We start from the raw sequence: 17,378 nt of genomic DNA, 5'->3' as shown, positions 1-17,378 counted from the left end.
CACCACGCGACAACCCGTTACCTCGATCAGTCAAGGAATTGCTATGAAATCTGTGAATCTCTTGGGCATCGCACTGTTGACCGTGTTGAGCGGTTGCCAGGGCGGCACGGCAGCGAACGGCGAAACGTCGGCAACGCCGGCGGCTGCGACCACCGCCGCAGCAGAGGCCGCGTCGCAAGCGCCGGCCCCGGCTACGGCGGCTCCCGCCGCGCCGGCACCGGCTGCGACGCAAGCGCCGGCCGGCGACGGCCGTTCGCTGTGCGCCGCCGGCGAGGACGTGGTGATCTCGTGCACCCTCGCCGGCGCCGAGAAGAAGCTAGCGTCGCTGTGCGCATCGAAGGGCGTGACCGACCAGTCGGGCTACGTCTACTTCGCACAAGGGGCCGCAGGTCATAACGATTACGTCTTTCCGGCGGACAAGTCCGCTCCGGCGCGTCGCTTCAAGCGCACGCAACTGGGTTTTGCCGGCAATACCGGCGGTTACGCCTACTCGTTCGAGGACGGCGGCCGCAAGCACATCTTCTATTCGGTGTCCGGCGAAATGGGTCTGGAAGAGCAGGGCGTGATGGTGGTGGCCGACGCGGCCGCGAAGCCCGAAACCGCGCTGACCTGCGAGAAGGACAGCGTGATCCGCAACGAGGACAACGTCCTGTTCAAGTTCACCCGTAGCTGGGACCGCGACGCGCAGCTCGACAAGCGCGGCCTGCCGCCCAGGAATTAATTCATCGGCCGGACCGGGTCCGGCCGCTATCGAAGATCCATCAAGGAGGAATTATGTCGACCCCAAGCAATCGTGATTTTCTGCTGCTCCGCGCCTATGAAGCGGGCATCCGCGATCCGAAGGAACTGGCCGGGTTCATGGGCCAGATGCAGGTCGAGTCCGGCAACTTCAAGAGCATGCACGAAGGGCTGGGCTACAGCAGCGAGCGCCTGCTGGAAGTGTTCCCGGGCCGCAACGGCATGGACACCAAGGCCGAGGCCGACGCGATCGTGCGCGGCGGCCGCGACTCGATCGCCAATGCGATCTACGGCGGCGCCTGGGGCCGCGAGAACCTCGGCAACACCGAGCCGGGCGACGGCGCGCGTTTCCACGGTCGCGGCTATGTCCAGCTGACCGGCCGCGACAACTACGAGCGCGTTGCGCGCGAGATCGGTATCGACGTGGTGCGCAATCCCGACCTGGCCTCCGATCGTGAGAACGCGGCCAAGATCGCCGTGCACTACTGGCAAGGCCGGGTCGTGCCGAACGGCCACCAGACCAATGTTCGCGAGGCCACGCACGACATCAACGGCGGCTACAACCACCTCAAGGAACGCAAGGCGGCGGTCGGCGAGTGGGAACGCGCGTTGACCCCGGAAGTGATGGAGCGCCTGGCGCGCGGCGAAGTGGCGCTGCCGGCCGCCCATGGACAGCGCGATGCGATGGCCGACGGCGTGCTCAAGCTCAACGAGCGCGGCCCGGCCGTGCAGCAGATGCAGGAGCAGCTCAAGCGCCTCGGCATTCGCGACGCGCAGGGCAACGAGATTAATCCCGATGGGCATTTCGGCGCCCACACCAAGGAAGCGGTGCAGGCGTTCCAACGCGAGCACGGCCTCAAGGACGACGGCATCGCCGGCAGCAAGACCCTGGAAGCGCTGCGCAACGCGCAGCCTAACCAGCAGCAGGGCGCCCGCGACGGCGCCCAGCCGGCCGCACAGGATCGTGCTCAACAAGACCGTGCCCAGCCGACGCCGCAGCAGGCCGATCCGGCACGCGCGCCGTTGTTGTCGGACCCGGCGAATCGCGACAACGCGATGTACCGCCAGGCTCTCGAAGGCGTGGAGCGCCTGGGCCCGCAGGCCGGCTTCCGCAACCGCGAGGACATGGAGCGTGCCGCGGCCAGCCTGACCTATGAAGCGCGGGTCAGCGGTCTGAACAAGATCGACCACGTCGTGCCGAGCGCGAACGGCACCGGTCTGTTCGCGGTGCAGGGCGAACTCAACGATCCGGGCAACCACCGCGTACACGTCGACGGCCGCCAGGCGCGTCAGCAGACGGTCGAGCAGTCGAGCCAGCAGTTGCAGCAGGACGTGCAGCAGCAGGCACCGCAGACGCAGGAAGCGCGTCAGCAGCAAGCCAGGCCGATGATGGCCTGACCGAGTGGCCCTTCGCTTCTGCAGGACGCGGGACCGAGGGGCGTGGTGTGGTCTGGTGCGTCCGCCGCCGATACGGCGGGCGTGCCAGACCGGCTCGTGTAGTGCGCCCCGGGCGGTGTTCGTCGCCCGCGGCTTCAATCACTGGACTTGTTGGACCGGCACATGACGACGAACCCGTACACCGCTTTGCTCGCTGTATCCGCTCTTACCTTCGCGCTGGCCGCGTGCAGCGCCGATCCGGCCGCGAACGCGTCGGTGTCGACGCCGCAGCCGCTGGCCTCGGCGGCGAACGACGGCGTGCCGAACGACGCCCGCGCCAAGAGCACCGATATCCCACCGGGGTTTTCTTCCTATGCCTCGGAATCGATCGGCGACAACAAGCAATGCGTGGTCGGTGCGGCGGTCGACGACGACGGCATGAACCAGCGCCCGGTGGCGTACGTCGCCGAGACCTCCGGCAAGGCCTTGTGGACGCGCACCCTGGAATTGCCGACGCAGACCTACCAGAGCCGCGCGACCCATTGCGTGCGCGAAGCCGATTCGGTGTACGTCTTGTTGCAGTCCGACACCCAGCCGCAACAGGCCTCGTCGCAGACGCTGTTGCGCGTGGTCAGGCTCGCGCTGGGCGACGGTGCGGTGCAAGGCCAGGCGGACGTGCCTGTGCCCGGCGTCAAGGATCCTGTCTCGGCCTGGGTCGAAGAGGGGGCGCAGGGATTGCGCTGGAGCAATGGCGGCCTGATCGTTTCCGGCCAGTACTACCGTCTCGACGACAGCGATCGGCGCAGCACGTTCCAGGTGGGACTGAAACCCGATCTGAAGTCGTAGGCGGCAGGTTCGGCGCCTTGCCCTCGATCCGTACGGAAGCGGTGGCAAGAAACCGGGCATGGACCAGGAGCATCAGCAGGGCCACGGAAGGTGGCAGCGGCGCAGGCGCCGCTCGACGGGGGCCGATGGTCGGCCCGCTGCGACAGTCCGTAGTGTTTGGGGAAGCAAGATGAACTGCAAAAAAGTATTAGTGCTGACGATGCTGGTGTGGCTGGGCGGATGCGAGGTCGCGTCCAGAGGCCCGGGCGCGACGGCGCCTGCGGATAAAACCGCGGCCCCGGTCAAGGCCGCGGCGGCTGCCGCCGGCAAGACCGGCGTGGCGTGTCCGTCGCAGCAATTCGACGCCTTCCTGGCCGCGTTCATGGACGATGTCGCCATCCAGAAGGCCTTTACCGCAAGCCCGCTGCAGAGCGAGACGGTCGATGCCAACGCCGATCCGGAACCCAGGCCGGTCACGACGATGCTCGACGCAACCGCCTTGCGCTTCCCGGTGATGCCGGGCGCGCAGCAACAACAGCGCGATGGACTCGTGCTGAGCCAGACCGAATTGAACGGCGACAAGGAAGTGATGCTGGCCAAGCCGGACACCGACTACCAGATGTCGTTCTTCTTCAAAAAGGGCGAATGCTGGACCTTGTACCGCACGCGCGACGATTCCCTGTGAGCGCCGCCCGATGCAAGCCAAGCCCATGAGGAGAAGCTGACATGTCGTACCAGGACACCATGAACGTGATCCTGCCGCCGCAACACGGACGCTCGGCGCATATCACCGGCCATTACGGCGAACACCGCGACAACGGCGCGCACGGCGGCTCCGACTTCAATTACGTCGGCGGCCAGGCCGGCGTCAACCTGACCCATCCGACGATTCATTCGCCGGTGGCCGGCACCGTCGAATTCGTCGGCGGGCGCTACGGCACCATCAGCATCCGCGATGCCGAAGGCAACAGCCATCAGCTGCTGCATACGCAGAGCCAATCGGTGGTGGTCGGGCAGCGCGTCGAACCCGGTACCGAGATCGGCACCATGGGCGGCCGCGGCCCGCGCGGCGCCGAGCAGTACGCCCAGCACGTCCATTACCAGATGAAGGACAGCGAGGGCCGCAACCTCAACCCGGAAACCTTCTGGAATCAGCGCCAGGCCGTAGGTGCGCGCGGTGGCCACGCCGCGGCCGATCGGCCTGCGGTCGACGACGGCGTGCTGCGACAGGGCGAGCGTGGCGCCGACATTCGCGCGATGCAGGACCATCTCAACAAGCTCGGCTATCGCGACGCTCAGGGACGGCCGCTGCATGCCGACGGCGATTTCGGCGACCGCACTCGCGAGGCCTTGCTGGCGTTCCAGCGCAACCAGGGTTTGAAGGACGACGGCATCGCCGGCAAGCGCACGCTCGATGCGCTCAAGAAAAGCGAGCCGTCGAACCTGTTGTCGAACCCGAACAGCCCGCATTACGCGATGTACCAGCAGGCACTGGGCGGGCTGGAAAAACTCGGGCCGCAGGCCGGCTTCCGCGGTCGCGAGGATCTCGAGCGCGCCGCGGCGAGTCTGACCTACGAGGCGAAGGTGAGCGGTCTGAACAAGATCGACCATGTCGTGCTCAGCACGAACGGCAACGGTCTGTTCGCGGTGCAGGGCGGGCTCAACGACCCGGCCCACCACCGCGTGTTCGCCAACAAGGACATCGCGATGAACCAGTCGCTCGAGCAATCGACCCAGAAGCTGCAACAGGATCTGCCGCAGCAGGCCCAGACCGCGCAGCAGCAGGCTCAGGAACCGCGTCAGCAGCAACAGCCGCCGCGGATGCACACGATCTGAGCGCAGGCACGGCCGATCCTCGCCCCGCATCGGCCGTGCCTCCATCGATCCCGTTCCGCTCGCAAAGATCACCCCCGCAAAGATCGCCACGCACAAGGAAGACAGGCATGAATCTCCCCCGGTTTCTGATAGTCCCGTTGACCGTGGCGCTTGCCGCCTGCGGCGCCTCGCAATCGGACTCGCCGTTCAAGGAACTCGAAGGCGCGAGCCAGAATGCGGTGGCCGCAGCGCCGCCGGTCGGCGCGACGGCGACCGCATCGACACCCGCTGCGGCAGCGCCTGCGGCTACTGCCGCGGCCGCGTGCCCCGCGCAGGGTTTCGACGATTTCCTCAAGGCCTACGCACGCGATGCGCAGACCAAGACCCGCTTCACCTTGCCGACGGTCAAGGTCGTCGACCTGGTCGACGTCGGCGAAGACACCCAGCAACGCACCGAGCAGGTGCCTGGCAAGGACTACACCGGCTTCAACCTGGCCTACCGCGACGACGGTTTCCATGTCGTCGACAGTGCCGGCGCGGTCGATCCCAAGCCGGTCGCGGTCGAGGTCAAGGCCGAAGCGGCCGAGGCCTATTTTGTCCGCTACCAGTACGGCATGTCGGAAGGCAATTCCTATCGCTTCGTCAGACGCGACGGTTGCTGGTTCCTCGCCGAGGATCCCGAACCGTCCGCGCCCTGATCGCACCTTGGTCGCGCCCTGATCGCACCCGAATCACGATCTTCAACCACTCAATGGAAGGACTCTCATGAGCCGCTATCGCATCACGGAAAGCGTGGGTCGCCGCGTCGAGCACGTTCACAGCTACGACGACCTCGACATCCATCACCCGAGCCGCAACGCGCGCGGCCTGCAGACCGGCCGCGACGCCGACTTCGAGCACGGTCGCGAGCATGCGCGCGTCGACGGCGAGTTCGAGGAAATCCGCCGCACCAACGACGGCCGCACCTTGGTCAAGAAGGATTTCATCCTCAGCCAGGACAGCCCGGGCCGGGTGCAGATTCCGGCGCCGGTCGAAGGCTATGTGCACTACCTGCCGAACGACCCGACCGCCGCGCTGCGCATCTACGACCGTCCGCACGACCAGCCCGGCGCCAAGCTGGTGGGCCAGGTCCTGCACATGGACCCCCACTCGTTCAAGCTCAAGGAAGGCGCGCACGTGCAGTACGGCCAGCCGCTCGGCGCGATGTCCGACACCGGCACGCCCGGCTCGGTGCACGCGCACGTCGAAGTCGAGGCCGATCAGTTCAAGCGCTACATCCACGACATCGACCGCGGCGTGATCACTCCGGATCGCTATCCGGCCAAGAACGGCCAGACCGCCGAAGCGCCGGCGCGCGAGGACGGGCATCGCGAAGCCGGGCATCGCGAAGCGACGCCGCGTCCGGCCAGCCGCGGCGCCGCCGCCGATGGCGTGATCCGCGAAGGCGAACACGGCCGCGACGTGCGCTTGCTGCAGGAGCAGTTGAACAAGCTCGGTTACCGCGATGGCCACGGCCATGCGCTGAAGTCCGACGGCGACTTCGGCGACCGCACCCGCGAAGCGGTCAAGGCCTTCCAGCATGCGCACGGCCTCAAGGACGACGGCATCGCCGGTCCGAAGACGCTCGACGCGCTGAAGAAGGCCGGCGAGGCGCCGTTGCTGTCGAACCCGGCCCACCCGGACAACGGCATCTTTCGCCAGGCGGTGGCCGGGCTCGAGAAGCTGGGGCCGAACGGCGGCTTCGGCAATCGCGAGCAGATGGAACGCGCCGCCGCTGCGCTGACCTACGAAGCCAAGGTCAGCGGCCTGACCGCGATCGATCACGTCACCCGCAGCGCCAACGGCAACGGCCTGTTCGCAGTGCAGGGCGAACTCAACGATCCGAGCCAGAACCGCGTGCACGTGGAAAAGAAATACGCGGCCGAGCAGCCGGTCGAACGCTCGACCTTCCAGGTGCAACAGGACGCACCGACGCGCGAGCAGGCCCAGGCGCCGCAGAAGGAAGCTCCGAGGATGCAGATGGCTTGACCCTGGGCCGGCGCACAACTCTGGTGGAGGAGAGCGCCGATCCGGATCGGGGACATCGCAGGCAAGGGATTGCGTTGCAACCACTGCGATGTCCGGACAGGGACGTCGTCGCTTCGCCCGCAGGGGCGGGGCAGGCAGGGCAGGCTCGATCGCTAGGGAGATCGAGCCTGTCGCTGCCGCTTTGCCGGCCGCCCGCGATCGGGCGGGCGGACACGGCCGGCCGGCGACGGCGGGGCCGGGATGCCAGTGTTTCTGACCAGGCCGGGCTGCGCGCACCGGCCCGGGCGCCTCGCCCTTGTGGGGCTCCCGCTATTGCGCGAGCATGACGATTCGGTTCCGGCCGGAGGTGCAACGATGAACGGAAGCACTCAGGAACAGCAATTGAAGGTCGACGGCCAAGCCACGACCCAGACGCTGGACGATATGCGCCGCGCCGAGCAGCGCTCGCTGCTCAGTAGCCCCAGCCATCCGCATCACGACCTGTACTCGCAGGTGCGCGTCTGCCTCGACAAGCAGGACATGGGGCTCAAGGACTACTCCGGCGACCAGCGCGACAACCTGGCCGCGGCCCTGGCCCTGGAAGCGCGCACCGGCGGCCTGCGCAGCGCCGACCACGTGGTGCTGAGCAAGGACGGCTCGCGTGCCTTCGTGATCGAGGGCGAACTGGATTCGCCGAGCCGGCGCATGAGCTATGTCGACACCGCCCAGGCGGCGGCGCAATCGATGGAACGGAGCAGCCAACAGCTGGCCCAGCTCAATCGCGAACAGGACATCCAGGACCAGCAACGGCTGGACGAGCGCCAGGCCGAACGCCAGGCGGACCGCCGTAACGAGCGCGAGCCGTCGCTGGCCCGGGCCCTGTTCAAAGACAAAGACTGAAACGCCCGCGCCGCCGTAGAGCGCGCGAAGGCATCGGAGGCCTGCAATGAACGAATACCGCCATCACATCCTGACCCGCGGCCGCTACCAGATCGTGGCCCTGACCCCGGACCCGCAGTTCGAGAGCGACGACATCTACGCCTACGCGGTGATGTCCTCTTCCGGGCTCAAAATGCGTCAGGAACTGACCCTGACCGACGCCCGCAACTGGCTGGAATTCTGGATCGAGCAGGAAAGGGCCTCCAGCGGAGGCTCGTCGCCGGATATGATGGAGCCATCGCCTCCGGGGGAGCCTTCGAAGCTGCAGGCCGTACGGAAGCGACGCTGACCGACAGCGGGTTCGGGGAAACCAAGCAGGAAACATTACGTGAAAGGGAAGCTGATTTTTGCCCTGGTGGTACTGGTATTCGTACTGGCCGCGGGGACGTATCTGTCGGGATACGTGACGTTGATGTTGTTGGATATCGACAGCCGCGTGCTGAAGTGGACCACCTACCTCGATTACCTCAAGGTGCTGGACGTCCCGCAGTACAAACCCTATGCGGGCAAGATCAAGGCCGGCGGCTTCATCGGCTATGGCCTGCCGATGGTCGGCTACCTGATCCTGACCGTGCTGATGCTGAAGCCGAAGAAGAAGTCGATACACGGCGACGCGCGTTTCGCGCGCTCCGGCGACCTCTCCGCCAAGGGCATGTTCAAGTCGACCCCGACCAGCATCGTGGTCGGCAAGTTCAACGGCCAGCTGGTGCAACTCAGCGGCCAGCAGTTCGTGATCCTCGCCGCGCCGACCCGTTCGGGCAAGGGCGTCGGCATCGTCATCCCGAACCTGTTGAACTACCAGGGCTCGATGGTCGTGCTCGACATCAAGCAGGAAAACTTCGACCTGACCAGCGGCTGGCGCGCCGAGCAAGGGCAGGAGATCTTCCTGTTCAACCCCTTTGCCGAGGATCGCCGCACCCATCGCTGGAACCCGCTGACCTACGTGTCCAGCGATCCGGCGTTCCGCGTCTCCGACCTGATGAGCATCGCCGCGATGCTGTATCCGGACGGCTCGGACGACCAGAAGTTCTGGGTCAGTCAGGCCCGCAACGCCTTCATGGCCTTCACCCTGTATCTGTTCGAGGCCTGGGAAGACGCCAAGAAGGTCGGCTTCCCGTTCGGCACCATCCCGACCCTGGGCGCGGTCTACCGCCTGTCCTCGGGCGACGGCAAGACCGAGCTCAAGCCCTTCCTGCAGGGCCTGTCGCAGCGGCCCTTCCTCAGCAGCAACGCCAAGTCGGCGTTCGCCAACATGCTGTCGCAGGCCGACGAGACCTTCGCCTCGATCCTGGGCACCTTCAAGGAACCGCTCAATCCCTGGATCAACCCGGTCCTGGACGCGGCCACCAACACCGACGATTTCCTGCTGACCGACCTGCGCAAAAAGAAGATGACGATCTACGTCGGCATCCAGCCCAACAAGCTGGCCGAAAGCCGTCTGATCGTGAACCTGTTCTTCAGCCAGATCATCAACCTCAACACCCGCGAGCTGCCGCAGAACAACCCCGAGCTCAAGCATCAGTGCCTGTTGCTGATGGACGAGTTCACCTCGATCGGCAAGGTCGACATCATCGCCTCGGCGGTGTCGTACATGGCCGGCTACAACCTGCGCCTGTTGCCGATCATCCAGAGCATGTCGCAGCTCGACGCCACCTACGGCAAGGACATCTCGCGCACCATCATCACCAACCACGCGCTGCAGATCATCTACGCGCCGCGCGAGCAGCAGGACGCGAACGACTACTCCGACATGCTCGGCTACACCACCGTGCGCAAGGAGAACATTACCCGCGGCCGCGAAGTCTCGCGCAGCGAGTCGGAAGAGCGTCGTGCGCTGATGCTGCCGCAGGAGCTCAAGGCGATGGGCTTCGACAGCGAGGTGTTCCTGTACGAAGGCATCCCGCACCCGGTGAAGTGCGACAAGATCAAGTACTACCAGGACAAGCTGTTCACCCAGCGCCTGCTGCCGAAGGTGTCGGTGCCGGTGCTGGAGATCGGCGCCGGCTGAGCCGGATGAGTCGTGCGTCGCGTTGCCGGGCACTGGCCCGGCAAGCGGCGCGGCTTCGCGGGCATAATGCCCGCATACCCCCTGTTCGGTAGCTCGTATGCGCGACCTTCGCATCTCGCTCGTCCAAGGTGCCACCCGCTGGCACGACCCGGCCGGCAACCGCGATTACTACGGCCATCTGATCGCTTCGCTGCGCGGCATCACCGACCTGGTGCTGCTGCCGGAGACCTTCACCAGCGGCTTCAGCAACGAAGCCATCGGCAGCGCCGAGACCATGGACGGGCCGACCGTGAGCTGGATCCGCGAACAGGCGGCCAAGCTCGGCGCCGCGGTCGCCGGCAGCGTGCAACTGCGCACCGACGAAGGCGTGTTCAACCGCCTGTTGTTCGCCACGCCCGACGGTGGGCTGCAAACCTACGACAAGCGCCATCTGTTCCGTTACGCCAAGGAACACGAGCGCTATGCCGCCGGCCGCGAACGCCTGACGGTGGAGTGGAAGGGCTGGCGGATCTGCCCGATGGTCTGCTACGACCTGCGTTTCCCGGTGTTTTCGCGCAATCGTTTCGATGTCGAGCGCCCCGGCGCGCTCGATTTCGATCTGCTGCTGTACGTCGCCAACTGGCCGGCGGCGCGCGCCTATCCGTGGAAGACCCTGCTGCGCGCGCGCGCGATCGAGAACCTGTGCTACGTCGCCGGGCTCAACCGCGTCGGCAGCGACGGCAACGGCCTGAGCTATTCCGGCGACAGCGCAGTGATCGACTTCCTCGGCCACCCGATCAGCGAATGCACCGACGAGGAAGTGGTGGTGACCACGACCCTGCAGGCGGCGGAACTGGCGGCGCACCGAGAGCGTTTCCCGGCCATGCTCGACGGCGACCGCTTCGAGTTGCGCTGAGTATCTCGAGCGTTGGCGGCGCCGCCGTCGTTGCTCTTGGGTAGGAGCGGCGCAAGCCGCGACCGCGCTGCCCCGATCGCCTGCGCCGGCAGCAATATCTAAAGCTTCCGTCCGCTGACGCGGCCGGGTTACTTTCTTTTGCTGGCCCAAAAGTCCGTCTGGATTCCCTTCGGTCAAAGCTAACCAAAGGGAGGCCTTCCTTGACGAAGCTCCCCTGCGAGTACGCAACTGTCGCCGGGATTTTTCGATAGGACATCCTTGTCCTATCGAAAAACGGCGCACGTCCTGTGCGCCGCCCTCCGGGTCTACGGTTGTTCTCGCGAGCACGGAACTGCGCCAAGCTCGTCACGGCAACGGCAACGGCAACGGCAACGGCAACGGCAACGGCAACGGCAGGAGCAGCTCGGGCAGACCGTCGCCACTCCTACCCTGGCGCGAGCACGCCGCTTCGACGGATAACGGACGGCGGGGGTTCAGCGCAGGCGGTCGTGGACTTGCAGGCCCTGGCTTGGGTCGGCCGCGTCGTAACGCACGGTGACCTCGCGATCGGGTTCGCCGTCGCGCCCGGGGCGCAGCAAGGACACACGCAGCGAGCCATCGGCGGCGGCCACACGCTCGCCCGCTTCGATCGACTGCAGACAGGACGCGATGCGGTAGGCATCGTGCTTGCGCACCTGCAAGCTGGAGTCGAGCGCCAGCCAGACCAGGTCGGTCTCGATGCCGGCGCCGCAATGGCCCTGGGTGCGGTCGGCGCGGCTGGCGGTGTCGACCTCGATCAACAGATAGCGCAGTTCGCCCGGGCCGTGGCCGTGGCCGTTGCCGGAGTCGGCCAGCAGCGCGCGCCGCTCGACGACGCCGTCGACGTCGGTGATGCGCGCGAGCTTGAGCGGTTTGCGCCTGGCGCCGTCGATCAGCAGCAAGTCCTGCTGGCGCGAGTCGATCTCGACCTGCAAGTCGGCTGCAGCGGGCGCAGCCGTCGCGTCCGCGCAGGCCAAGGCGGCGGCCAACAGACAGGCGAGCGCGGCGGGCAGGGCGGACAGGTTCATGCGGCCACTGTACGCCGGCTCGCAGGTGTCTGGCGCGCCGTCGCACATGCTCACAGGCTTTCGGAAGGCCGCGATGCGGCGGCCTCGTCCGGCTCGCGGCTGCCGCGTTTGTGGAAATACACCTGCTCGGCGGCCCAGCGTAGCGGCGCCGAATGCAGCAGCAGGTCGAACGGCCAGTCGAACTGGAAGTGGTCGAAAGCCCAGCGCAGGGCGCGTTTGCGGCGGAAGCGCGGGGCGCTGTCGCGGGCGACCGATTCCGGCGCCGGGCCTTGCCCGAGCGCGTGCAGGGCGATCGCCTGGCCCAGGGTTTCGCCGTGCGCCCAGGCCGAGTGGATGCCGCCGGCCGTCACCGGCGAGACGATGCCGGCGGCGTCGCCGGTCAGCATCACGCCGTCGCGGGCGAGCGGGAACACCGGTCCGCCGCAGGGAATCAGGCCGGCGCGGGTCGCGGCGGGCTGCACCTCGGCATCGAGGCCGACCACCGAGCGCACTCGCTGCAGGAAGCCGTCGATGTCGGGCACGCGCGCGCGCTCGGGGTCGTGGCGCACCGCCAGGCCGGCCTGGACGCCGGTCGGGTTCTGCGCCACCCAGCCGATGTAGCCGGGCGCGTAGCGCTTGCTGACGAAGCAGTGCAGGGCGCCGGACTCGGGCAGGGCGGCACCGGGGAATTCGTACTCGATGCCGTACAGGAACTCGCGCGTCTGGCCCAGGCCGGTGCGCTCGGCGACGCGCGACTTGGCGCCGTCGGCGCCGACGAGGAAACGGGTGCGGCCCACGCCTTCGATGCGCCAGCCGTCGTCCTCGCGCTCGGCCTGAGTGAAGGAGGTGCCGAGGCGCAATTCGACGCCGTGGCGGACCAGCTCCTCGGTCAGCCAGCGCATCAGCCGCGGCGTGTCGGTGGTCAGGAAGTAATAACCCGGTGCGCTCAAGGCCATGCTGCGCAGGCGCGGCGAATACAGGCGCACGCGTTCGACGCGGTGCAGGCAACCGGCGGGCGCGCGGCTCAGCCAGGTCTGTTCGGCGGCTTCCTTGACCACGATGCCGGTGGTGCGCAATTTCTCGCCGGGGTCGCGCTTGCGTTCGAGCACCACCACGCGCAGGCCGGCGCGCGCGGCGGCCAGGGCGCAGGCGGCGCCGGCGAAGCTGGCGCCGACTACGACCAAGTCGCAGTCGTAAGCTTGGGGGTCGAGGTTCATACCGGTTTCTCGTGGGGAGACCGGTGCAGTCTGGGCAGGCTCGACGAAGCCCGTATGGGGTCTGTGTGAAGTGAGTCGAGCCTGCGACGAGGCTCACGTGCCGCGCGTGACGTGAGCCGGATTTCGGTCAGCGATCCGGTGCCGACAAGGCCTCGATGGTCAGTGCGAGGCCATCCAGGGCGCTCTGCGCGGCGCCGGGATCGGCGGCGGCGCGCACGATCGCGCCGTCGAAAGCCTGGGCGATCGCGCCCGCGCGTGCCTCGCGTTCGGCCGATTCAGGCAGCAGTGCGGCGACGCGTTCGGCGAGTTCGCGCTTGTGCCGGCGCGAGCATTCGACCGCTTCGGGCAGGGCCGGGCCGATCTCGGCCACGGCGTTGATGAAGGCGCAGCCGCGGAAATGCGGATGGGCGAACCATTCCGCCAGGGCCGGCACCAGCGCCGCGGCGCCGTGCCCGGGCCGCGCGCCGTGGCGCAGCAGGGCTGCATCGAACCAGGTCATCCAGCGTTCGTGGCGGTAGTGCAGGAACGCCAGGATCAGGGCGTTCTTGCTCGGGAAATGCCGGTACAGCGTGACTTTGGTGACGCCGGACTCGGCGATCACCCGGTCGATGCCGGTGGCGCGGATGCCTTCGAGATAGAACAGATCGTGGGCGGTCTGCAGGATCCGCTCGCGGGCGGGCAATGGCTGGGCTGGCGAAGCGGCTTTGCGGTTCATGGCGCGATGGTAGACCGATTCGTCTACATCCGCCAATCGTGTAGACAGTTCTGTCTACATGGAGTATTTTGGCCATGTAGACCGATCTGTCTACATCAATTCATCATGCAATAGACTGATCTGTCTATATGCGCTCAGGAGCCGCCCTCATGCATACCCGTCCGCCCTTGCCGCCGTTCACCCGCGAAAGCGCCATCGAAAAGATCCGCCTGGCCGAAGACGCCTGGAACTCGCGCGATCCGGCCCGGATCGGCCTGGCCTATTCGCTCGGTACGCGTTGGCGCAACCGCGCCGAATTCGTCGACGGACGCGAAGCCGCGGTGGCCTTGCTCGAACGCAAATGGACCCGCGAACTCGACTACCGCCTGATCAAGGAGCTGTGGGCCTTCGACGGCGCTCGCATCGCGGTGCGCTTCGCTTACGAATGGCGCGACGATTCCGGGCAATGGTTCCGCAGCTACGGCAACGAGAACTGGGAGTTCGGCGACGACGGCCTGATGGCGGTGCGTCTGGCGAGCATCAACGATCGGCCGATCGCGGCGAGCGAGCGCAAGTTTCATTGGCCGCAGGGCCGGCGTCCGGACGATCACCCCGGGCTCAGCGAACTGGGGCTGTAAGACTGCGCGTCGTCGGCCTCAGTCGACGACGATCAGCTCGATGCCGAGACGTAACAGCCCTTCGCTGTATTCCGGGCTGATGCCGGGGTCGGTGATGATGGTATGCACGCATTCCAGCTGGGCGATGCGGTGCAGGCCGACGCGGCCGAACTTGGACGCGTCGGTCAGCACGATCACTTTGCGTGCGCGTTCGACCATGCGGTGGTTGAGACTGGCTTCGCCTTCGTGATGCGTGCTCAGGCCGAACTGCAGGTCGAGGCCGTCGACGCCGAGGAATAGCGCATCGAAGCTGTAGCTGGTCAGGCTGGCCTCGGCCTGCGCGCCCTGGAACGACAGCGACTGCTTGCGCAACAGGCCGCCGGTCAGCATCACCTCGACGCCCGTCGCGTTGGCCAGTTCCCAGGCGATATTGAGGCCGTTGGTCATCACCGTGACGCCCTCGGCGTGGCGCAGATGGCGCGCCAGGGTCATGGTGGTGGTGCCGGAATCGATGATGACGTTGTCGCCGGCCCGGATCAGCTGCGCCGCGCGGGCGCCTATCGACTCCTTCAAGCTGCTGTTGAGACTGTCCTTGAGATGGATGTCCTGTTCCGGCGGCGGTTTGCGCACGAGGGTGGCGCCGCCGTGGTTGCGCTTGGCCAGGCCCTGCGACTCGATCTGGGCCAGGTCGGCGCGGATCGTCACCGTGGACACGCCCATCGATTCGGCCAAATGCGCGACGTGCACGCTGCCGTGCTCGACCAGCATCTGCAGGATCCGTTCGCGGCGTTGGCGGGTGTTTCGCATTGGTCTTTCTCGGTGCAGAACGGAGCGGAAGCGGATGGCGTCAGAGCGGCGGCGTGCAGTCCTGCGTCGGGGTGTGGGCGTGACGGCGATCGGTGCGGGGCATAGCCGGGATGGTGCCACCTTTCGGCTGGGGCTGTGGACCGGCCCGCCCGGGCCTGCCGCGCAGAATCGTCGGCGCCTGACGACTGCGCGGGCCTGTGCATGTCGAGGCCTGCAGCGAGTTCGCGGGCTCGAAACGAAAACGCCGCCATCGCAGGCGATGACGGCGTTGTGTGCGGGCTTCGATGAAGCCGTCGCATCCGGGCGGCGGCCCTTATGAGACGAGCCCTGGGCTCAAGGGTTCAAGCGCCACTGCTGGTAGCCGTTGCCGAGGCAGGTATAAACGCGCAGATAAGCGCCCTGGGCGGCATTGTTGAGCGGGTCCAGGCAGGTGCCGCTGGCGACGTTGTACAGGCCGTCCGAGCCCGGCATCGGCATCCAGCGTTGCGCCGAACCGTTGCCGCATGCCGCGAGCCGGACGCTGCCGTCGCTTTCCGCCTGCAGGCACTGGCTGCGGCTGCGCATCAACATACGGAAGCCGTCGTCGCGCTCGATCAGCTGGTTGTTGTTGCTCGCGCAGCTCCACAAGCCGGCTTGGGTGCCGCCGGCCAGGGTGTCCAGGCAGTAACCGCTGTAGCTGTTGAGCAGCACTTTGGGCGAACCGAGCGTGCCGAACTTGTTGTCGGCGGCGATGCAGTCCTGCTCCGAGGTACACGAGGCGCGGGCGATGGATTCGCAGTTGCCGTAGGTCTTGCTGGTGCTGGTCGACGGCGCGACCGTGCCGTTCTCGGCGCTGGGGCGGAAGAACACCGCACTCGTCGCCGGCGCGGCCGCGCAGCTTTCCAGTTGATCGGCGCCCTGGGCGAAGTTCTCCAGGAACTCGACGGTCTTCTCGTTGAGGCCGCCCCAGGCCTGCGGCACCTGGATGCTGGCGACCTTGCGGCGTGCGCCGCTCGCGACATCGGTGATGTAGGCGCTCCAACTGCCGGGAGCTTCGCTGACGATGCGGATCTTGTACTTCTTGCCCTGCACCCAGGGATAGGCGACCCAGCACTGCACGCCACTGCCTTCGTGGGAGAAATGGCTGCACAGGGTGCCGCTCTCGGCGACCCAGCCGGTGGCCTGCCAGATCGAGAAATTCAGTGCCTTGTCGGCATTGCTGCGTTGTTGCAGGCCGACGTAGCCGCCGTCGCCGTTCTTGAGCGCGAACTGATGCGCCCAATAGGTGCGTCCGTTGTAGCCGGGCTCCTGGGTGATGGCGATGCTGAAGTCCATATCGAGATAACCGCCGGGCTTGCTCGGCCAGGTGCGGTCTATCGCGACCATGCCGCCGGCGACGACGGCCGCGGCGGTGCCGTGCAAGGTCAGGCAAAGCAGTAGCAGGACGATTTTCGCGTAGCGCATACGGACTCCTATCGACGACGGTTGCGGACTGCCCATGGCGAGATCTCGGCTTCGTCATGGACGCATCGGGTCCAGGCCGCGATGGATGCGGCGTGTCTGGTGGGTTGCTCGGATTCGCTGTATTGGCAGGGACGGATTCGGGTTCGATCCTCGGCTCGGCCGGTGAGGCAGGAGAGGGGGGCGCGGCTACGATTGCGCTCGCTGCGGTCGTCGATTCGCGTCCCGGCGAATGCGTGCTGTCTGTTACGCGCTGTCTGTAGCGGATGCCGCGAATTCGGCGATTGAGCATGAGCCGCGCGGGCGCGTCAACAAGCGCGCTGGAAACGAAAGTTCCTTCTTTTCCAGGGTTTCGTTGCAGGATTTTCGGCGAGGGCGCGAAACGAAACGTCGCATGGCGAACAGGTTTCGTACTCGGCTTTCGATGATGCCGATAGCGTGATGGATGTGGCGGTACCGACGCGATCGCGCTTGTTTTCAGCGTCGATGACAAGCGAGTGCGTCGATTTAATGTGCTTTGTGAATCGGCAGGAGTTCACGCGGAGGCGCGTTGTGAAAGCAACGCGAACGGTCGATTTGCTGCGAACGCATATTCGATAGCGCGGACCGGCGCCTGGATCGAGGCGAGCATCGGGATTAAAGCGTAGGGGCGGAGCATTCGCGGGCGAAGTGGTTTCGACGCAAGTAGTCGTTGCGTGGTCGCGGCTCGCGCCGCTCCTACTCTCGAAGCGGTTGCGCGGGGCGATGTGCTTGCGGCGCAAGAGGGCGCTGCGCGCTCGCGGCTTGTGCCCGCAGGAAATCCCCGTGGGACGCCGCTTCGGTTCTTGAATCGACTCGGCGGGTGCGCAACGAACGGTCAGGCGCGCATAAAAACAAAGGGCGCCGAAGCGCCCTTTGTCGTGTCTTGCTTCAGCGTGTCCGGCGTCTGGGTTCAGACGCCGCCGCGCGGACCGCGGCCGCCGCCGGGGCGGCCA

The 17,378-nt window shown here is 66.7% G+C and carries 17 protein-coding genes; 12 read left to right on the top strand and 5 right to left on the bottom strand.

The genetic code is table 11. From position 1 onward, the window contains the following. The first annotated feature begins 43 nt into the window (after positions 1–43). From GLA29479_RS11985 to GLA29479_RS11935, 11 genes are all read left to right on the top strand, one after another. Complete coding sequence (locus tag GLA29479_RS11985) at positions 44–721, top strand: hypothetical protein (protein WP_144436493.1); 678 nt, start codon at positions 44–46, stop codon at positions 719–721. 53 nt (positions 722–774) lie between these two features. After that, positions 775–2,136 carry an XVIPCD domain-containing protein gene (locus GLA29479_RS23700; protein WP_082638591.1) on the top strand — a complete coding sequence of 454 codons (1,362 nt, stop codon included), beginning with the start codon at positions 775–777 and terminating at the stop codon, positions 2,134–2,136. A 162-nt stretch (positions 2,137–2,298) separates the two neighbouring features. Further along, on the top strand, positions 2,299–2,961 hold the full coding sequence (locus GLA29479_RS11975) for a hypothetical protein (protein WP_057917824.1): 663 nt from the start codon (positions 2,299–2,301) through the stop codon (positions 2,959–2,961). A gap of 58 nt (positions 2,962–3,019) precedes the next feature. Further along, positions 3,020–3,625, top strand: coding sequence for a hypothetical protein (locus GLA29479_RS11970; protein WP_144436492.1), 606 nt, complete (start codon positions 3,020–3,022; stop codon positions 3,623–3,625). A gap of 41 nt (positions 3,626–3,666) precedes the next feature. After that, positions 3,667–4,776, top strand: coding sequence for an XVIPCD domain-containing protein (locus tag GLA29479_RS11965; protein WP_057971730.1), 1,110 nt, complete (start codon positions 3,667–3,669; stop codon positions 4,774–4,776). Between the two features lie 107 nt (positions 4,777–4,883). Next, the gene (locus GLA29479_RS11960; protein WP_144436491.1) at positions 4,884–5,453 is read left to right on the top strand and encodes a hypothetical protein; all 570 of its coding nucleotides are present in this window, start codon (positions 4,884–4,886) and stop codon (positions 5,451–5,453) included. Positions 5,454–5,520: 67 nt separating this feature from the next. Then, positions 5,521–6,783: a peptidoglycan-binding domain-containing protein gene (locus GLA29479_RS11955; protein ID WP_057971728.1), complete on the top strand. Its 1,263-nt coding sequence runs from the start codon at positions 5,521–5,523 to the stop codon at positions 6,781–6,783. 354 nt (positions 6,784–7,137) lie between these two features. Beyond that, the gene (locus tag GLA29479_RS11950) at positions 7,138–7,662 is read left to right on the top strand and encodes an XVIPCD domain-containing protein (protein ID WP_057971727.1); all 525 of its coding nucleotides are present in this window, start codon (positions 7,138–7,140) and stop codon (positions 7,660–7,662) included. Positions 7,663–7,708: 46 nt separating this feature from the next. Beyond that, complete coding sequence (locus GLA29479_RS11945; protein WP_057917830.1) at positions 7,709–7,990, top strand: hypothetical protein; 282 nt, start codon at positions 7,709–7,711, stop codon at positions 7,988–7,990. 39 nt (positions 7,991–8,029) lie between these two features. Next, on the top strand, positions 8,030–9,709 hold the full coding sequence (locus tag GLA29479_RS11940; protein WP_425478909.1) for a type IV secretory system conjugative DNA transfer family protein: 1,680 nt from the start codon (positions 8,030–8,032) through the stop codon (positions 9,707–9,709). Between the two features lie 97 nt (positions 9,710–9,806). Further along, positions 9,807–10,604 (top strand): amidohydrolase, encoded by a 798-nt coding sequence (locus GLA29479_RS11935; RefSeq protein WP_057971726.1) that lies wholly within the window; start codon positions 9,807–9,809, stop codon positions 10,602–10,604. A gap of 473 nt (positions 10,605–11,077) precedes the next feature. Here the strand turns inward: GLA29479_RS11935 and GLA29479_RS11930 are convergent, their stop codons facing one another. The 3 genes from GLA29479_RS11930 to GLA29479_RS11920 form a co-directional block, all read right to left on the bottom strand. After that, entirely contained in the window at positions 11,078–11,650 is a 573-nt protein-coding gene (locus tag GLA29479_RS11930) for a hypothetical protein (protein ID WP_144436489.1), read from the bottom strand. Positions 11,651–11,700: 50 nt separating this feature from the next. Further along, the gene (locus GLA29479_RS11925) at positions 11,701–12,846 is read right to left on the bottom strand and encodes an NAD(P)/FAD-dependent oxidoreductase (RefSeq protein ID WP_057971724.1); all 1,146 of its coding nucleotides are present in this window, start codon (positions 12,844–12,846) and stop codon (positions 11,701–11,703) included. Between the two features lie 127 nt (positions 12,847–12,973). After that, positions 12,974–13,561: a TetR/AcrR family transcriptional regulator gene (locus GLA29479_RS11920; protein WP_057971723.1), complete on the bottom strand. Its 588-nt coding sequence runs from the start codon at positions 13,559–13,561 to the stop codon at positions 12,974–12,976. A 149-nt stretch (positions 13,562–13,710) separates the two neighbouring features. Here GLA29479_RS11920 and GLA29479_RS11915 point away from each other — a divergent pair, with 149 nt between their 5' ends. After that, positions 13,711–14,178 carry a nuclear transport factor 2 family protein gene (locus GLA29479_RS11915; RefSeq protein ID WP_057917835.1) on the top strand — a complete coding sequence of 156 codons (468 nt, stop codon included), beginning with the start codon at positions 13,711–13,713 and terminating at the stop codon, positions 14,176–14,178. 18 nt (positions 14,179–14,196) lie between these two features. On the opposite strand, the gene GLA29479_RS11910 is transcribed toward GLA29479_RS11915, so the two are convergent. Next, positions 14,197–14,964, bottom strand: a complete 768-nt coding sequence (locus tag GLA29479_RS11910; protein WP_057971722.1) for a DeoR family transcriptional regulator — start codon at positions 14,962–14,964, stop codon at positions 14,197–14,199. A 333-nt stretch (positions 14,965–15,297) separates the two neighbouring features. Further along, positions 15,298–16,407: a DUF3472 domain-containing protein gene (locus GLA29479_RS11905; protein WP_057971721.1), complete on the bottom strand. Its 1,110-nt coding sequence runs from the start codon at positions 16,405–16,407 to the stop codon at positions 15,298–15,300. Positions 16,408–17,378 lie beyond the last annotated feature (971 nt).

Origin of the sequence: Lysobacter antibioticus, assembly GCF_001442535.1 — a bacterium.
GTDB lineage: Bacteria > Pseudomonadota > Gammaproteobacteria > Xanthomonadales > Xanthomonadaceae > Lysobacter > Lysobacter antibioticus.
This window is presented reverse-complemented; position numbering and strand designations above follow the sequence as displayed.

Coding starts and splice junctions, on each gene's coding strand:
- GLA29479_RS11945 (WP_057917830.1), top strand. CDS start 7,709: ATGAACGAATACCGCCATCACATCCTGACCCGCGGCCGCTACCAGATC.
- GLA29479_RS11920 (WP_057971723.1), bottom strand. CDS start 13,561: ATGAACCGCAAAGCCGCTTCGCCAGCCCAGCCATTGCCCGCCCGCGAG.
- GLA29479_RS23700 (WP_082638591.1), top strand. CDS start 775: ATGTCGACCCCAAGCAATCGTGATTTTCTGCTGCTCCGCGCCTATGAA.
- GLA29479_RS11910 (WP_057971722.1), bottom strand. CDS start 14,964: ATGCGAAACACCCGCCAACGCCGCGAACGGATCCTGCAGATGCTGGTC.
- GLA29479_RS11975 (WP_057917824.1), top strand. CDS start 2,299: ATGACGACGAACCCGTACACCGCTTTGCTCGCTGTATCCGCTCTTACC.
- GLA29479_RS11905 (WP_057971721.1), bottom strand. CDS start 16,407: ATGCGCTACGCGAAAATCGTCCTGCTACTGCTTTGCCTGACCTTGCAC.
- GLA29479_RS11970 (WP_144436492.1), top strand. CDS start 3,020: ATGGACCAGGAGCATCAGCAGGGCCACGGAAGGTGGCAGCGGCGCAGG.
- GLA29479_RS11935 (WP_057971726.1), top strand. CDS start 9,807: ATGCGCGACCTTCGCATCTCGCTCGTCCAAGGTGCCACCCGCTGGCAC.
- GLA29479_RS11985 (WP_144436493.1), top strand. CDS start 44: ATGAAATCTGTGAATCTCTTGGGCATCGCACTGTTGACCGTGTTGAGC.
- GLA29479_RS11965 (WP_057971730.1), top strand. CDS start 3,667: ATGTCGTACCAGGACACCATGAACGTGATCCTGCCGCCGCAACACGGA.
- GLA29479_RS11950 (WP_057971727.1), top strand. CDS start 7,138: ATGAACGGAAGCACTCAGGAACAGCAATTGAAGGTCGACGGCCAAGCC.
- GLA29479_RS11915 (WP_057917835.1), top strand. CDS start 13,711: ATGCATACCCGTCCGCCCTTGCCGCCGTTCACCCGCGAAAGCGCCATC.
- GLA29479_RS11930 (WP_144436489.1), bottom strand. CDS start 11,650: ATGAACCTGTCCGCCCTGCCCGCCGCGCTCGCCTGTCTGTTGGCCGCC.
- GLA29479_RS11925 (WP_057971724.1), bottom strand. CDS start 12,846: ATGAACCTCGACCCCCAAGCTTACGACTGCGACTTGGTCGTAGTCGGC.
- GLA29479_RS11960 (WP_144436491.1), top strand. CDS start 4,884: ATGAATCTCCCCCGGTTTCTGATAGTCCCGTTGACCGTGGCGCTTGCC.
- GLA29479_RS11955 (WP_057971728.1), top strand. CDS start 5,521: ATGAGCCGCTATCGCATCACGGAAAGCGTGGGTCGCCGCGTCGAGCAC.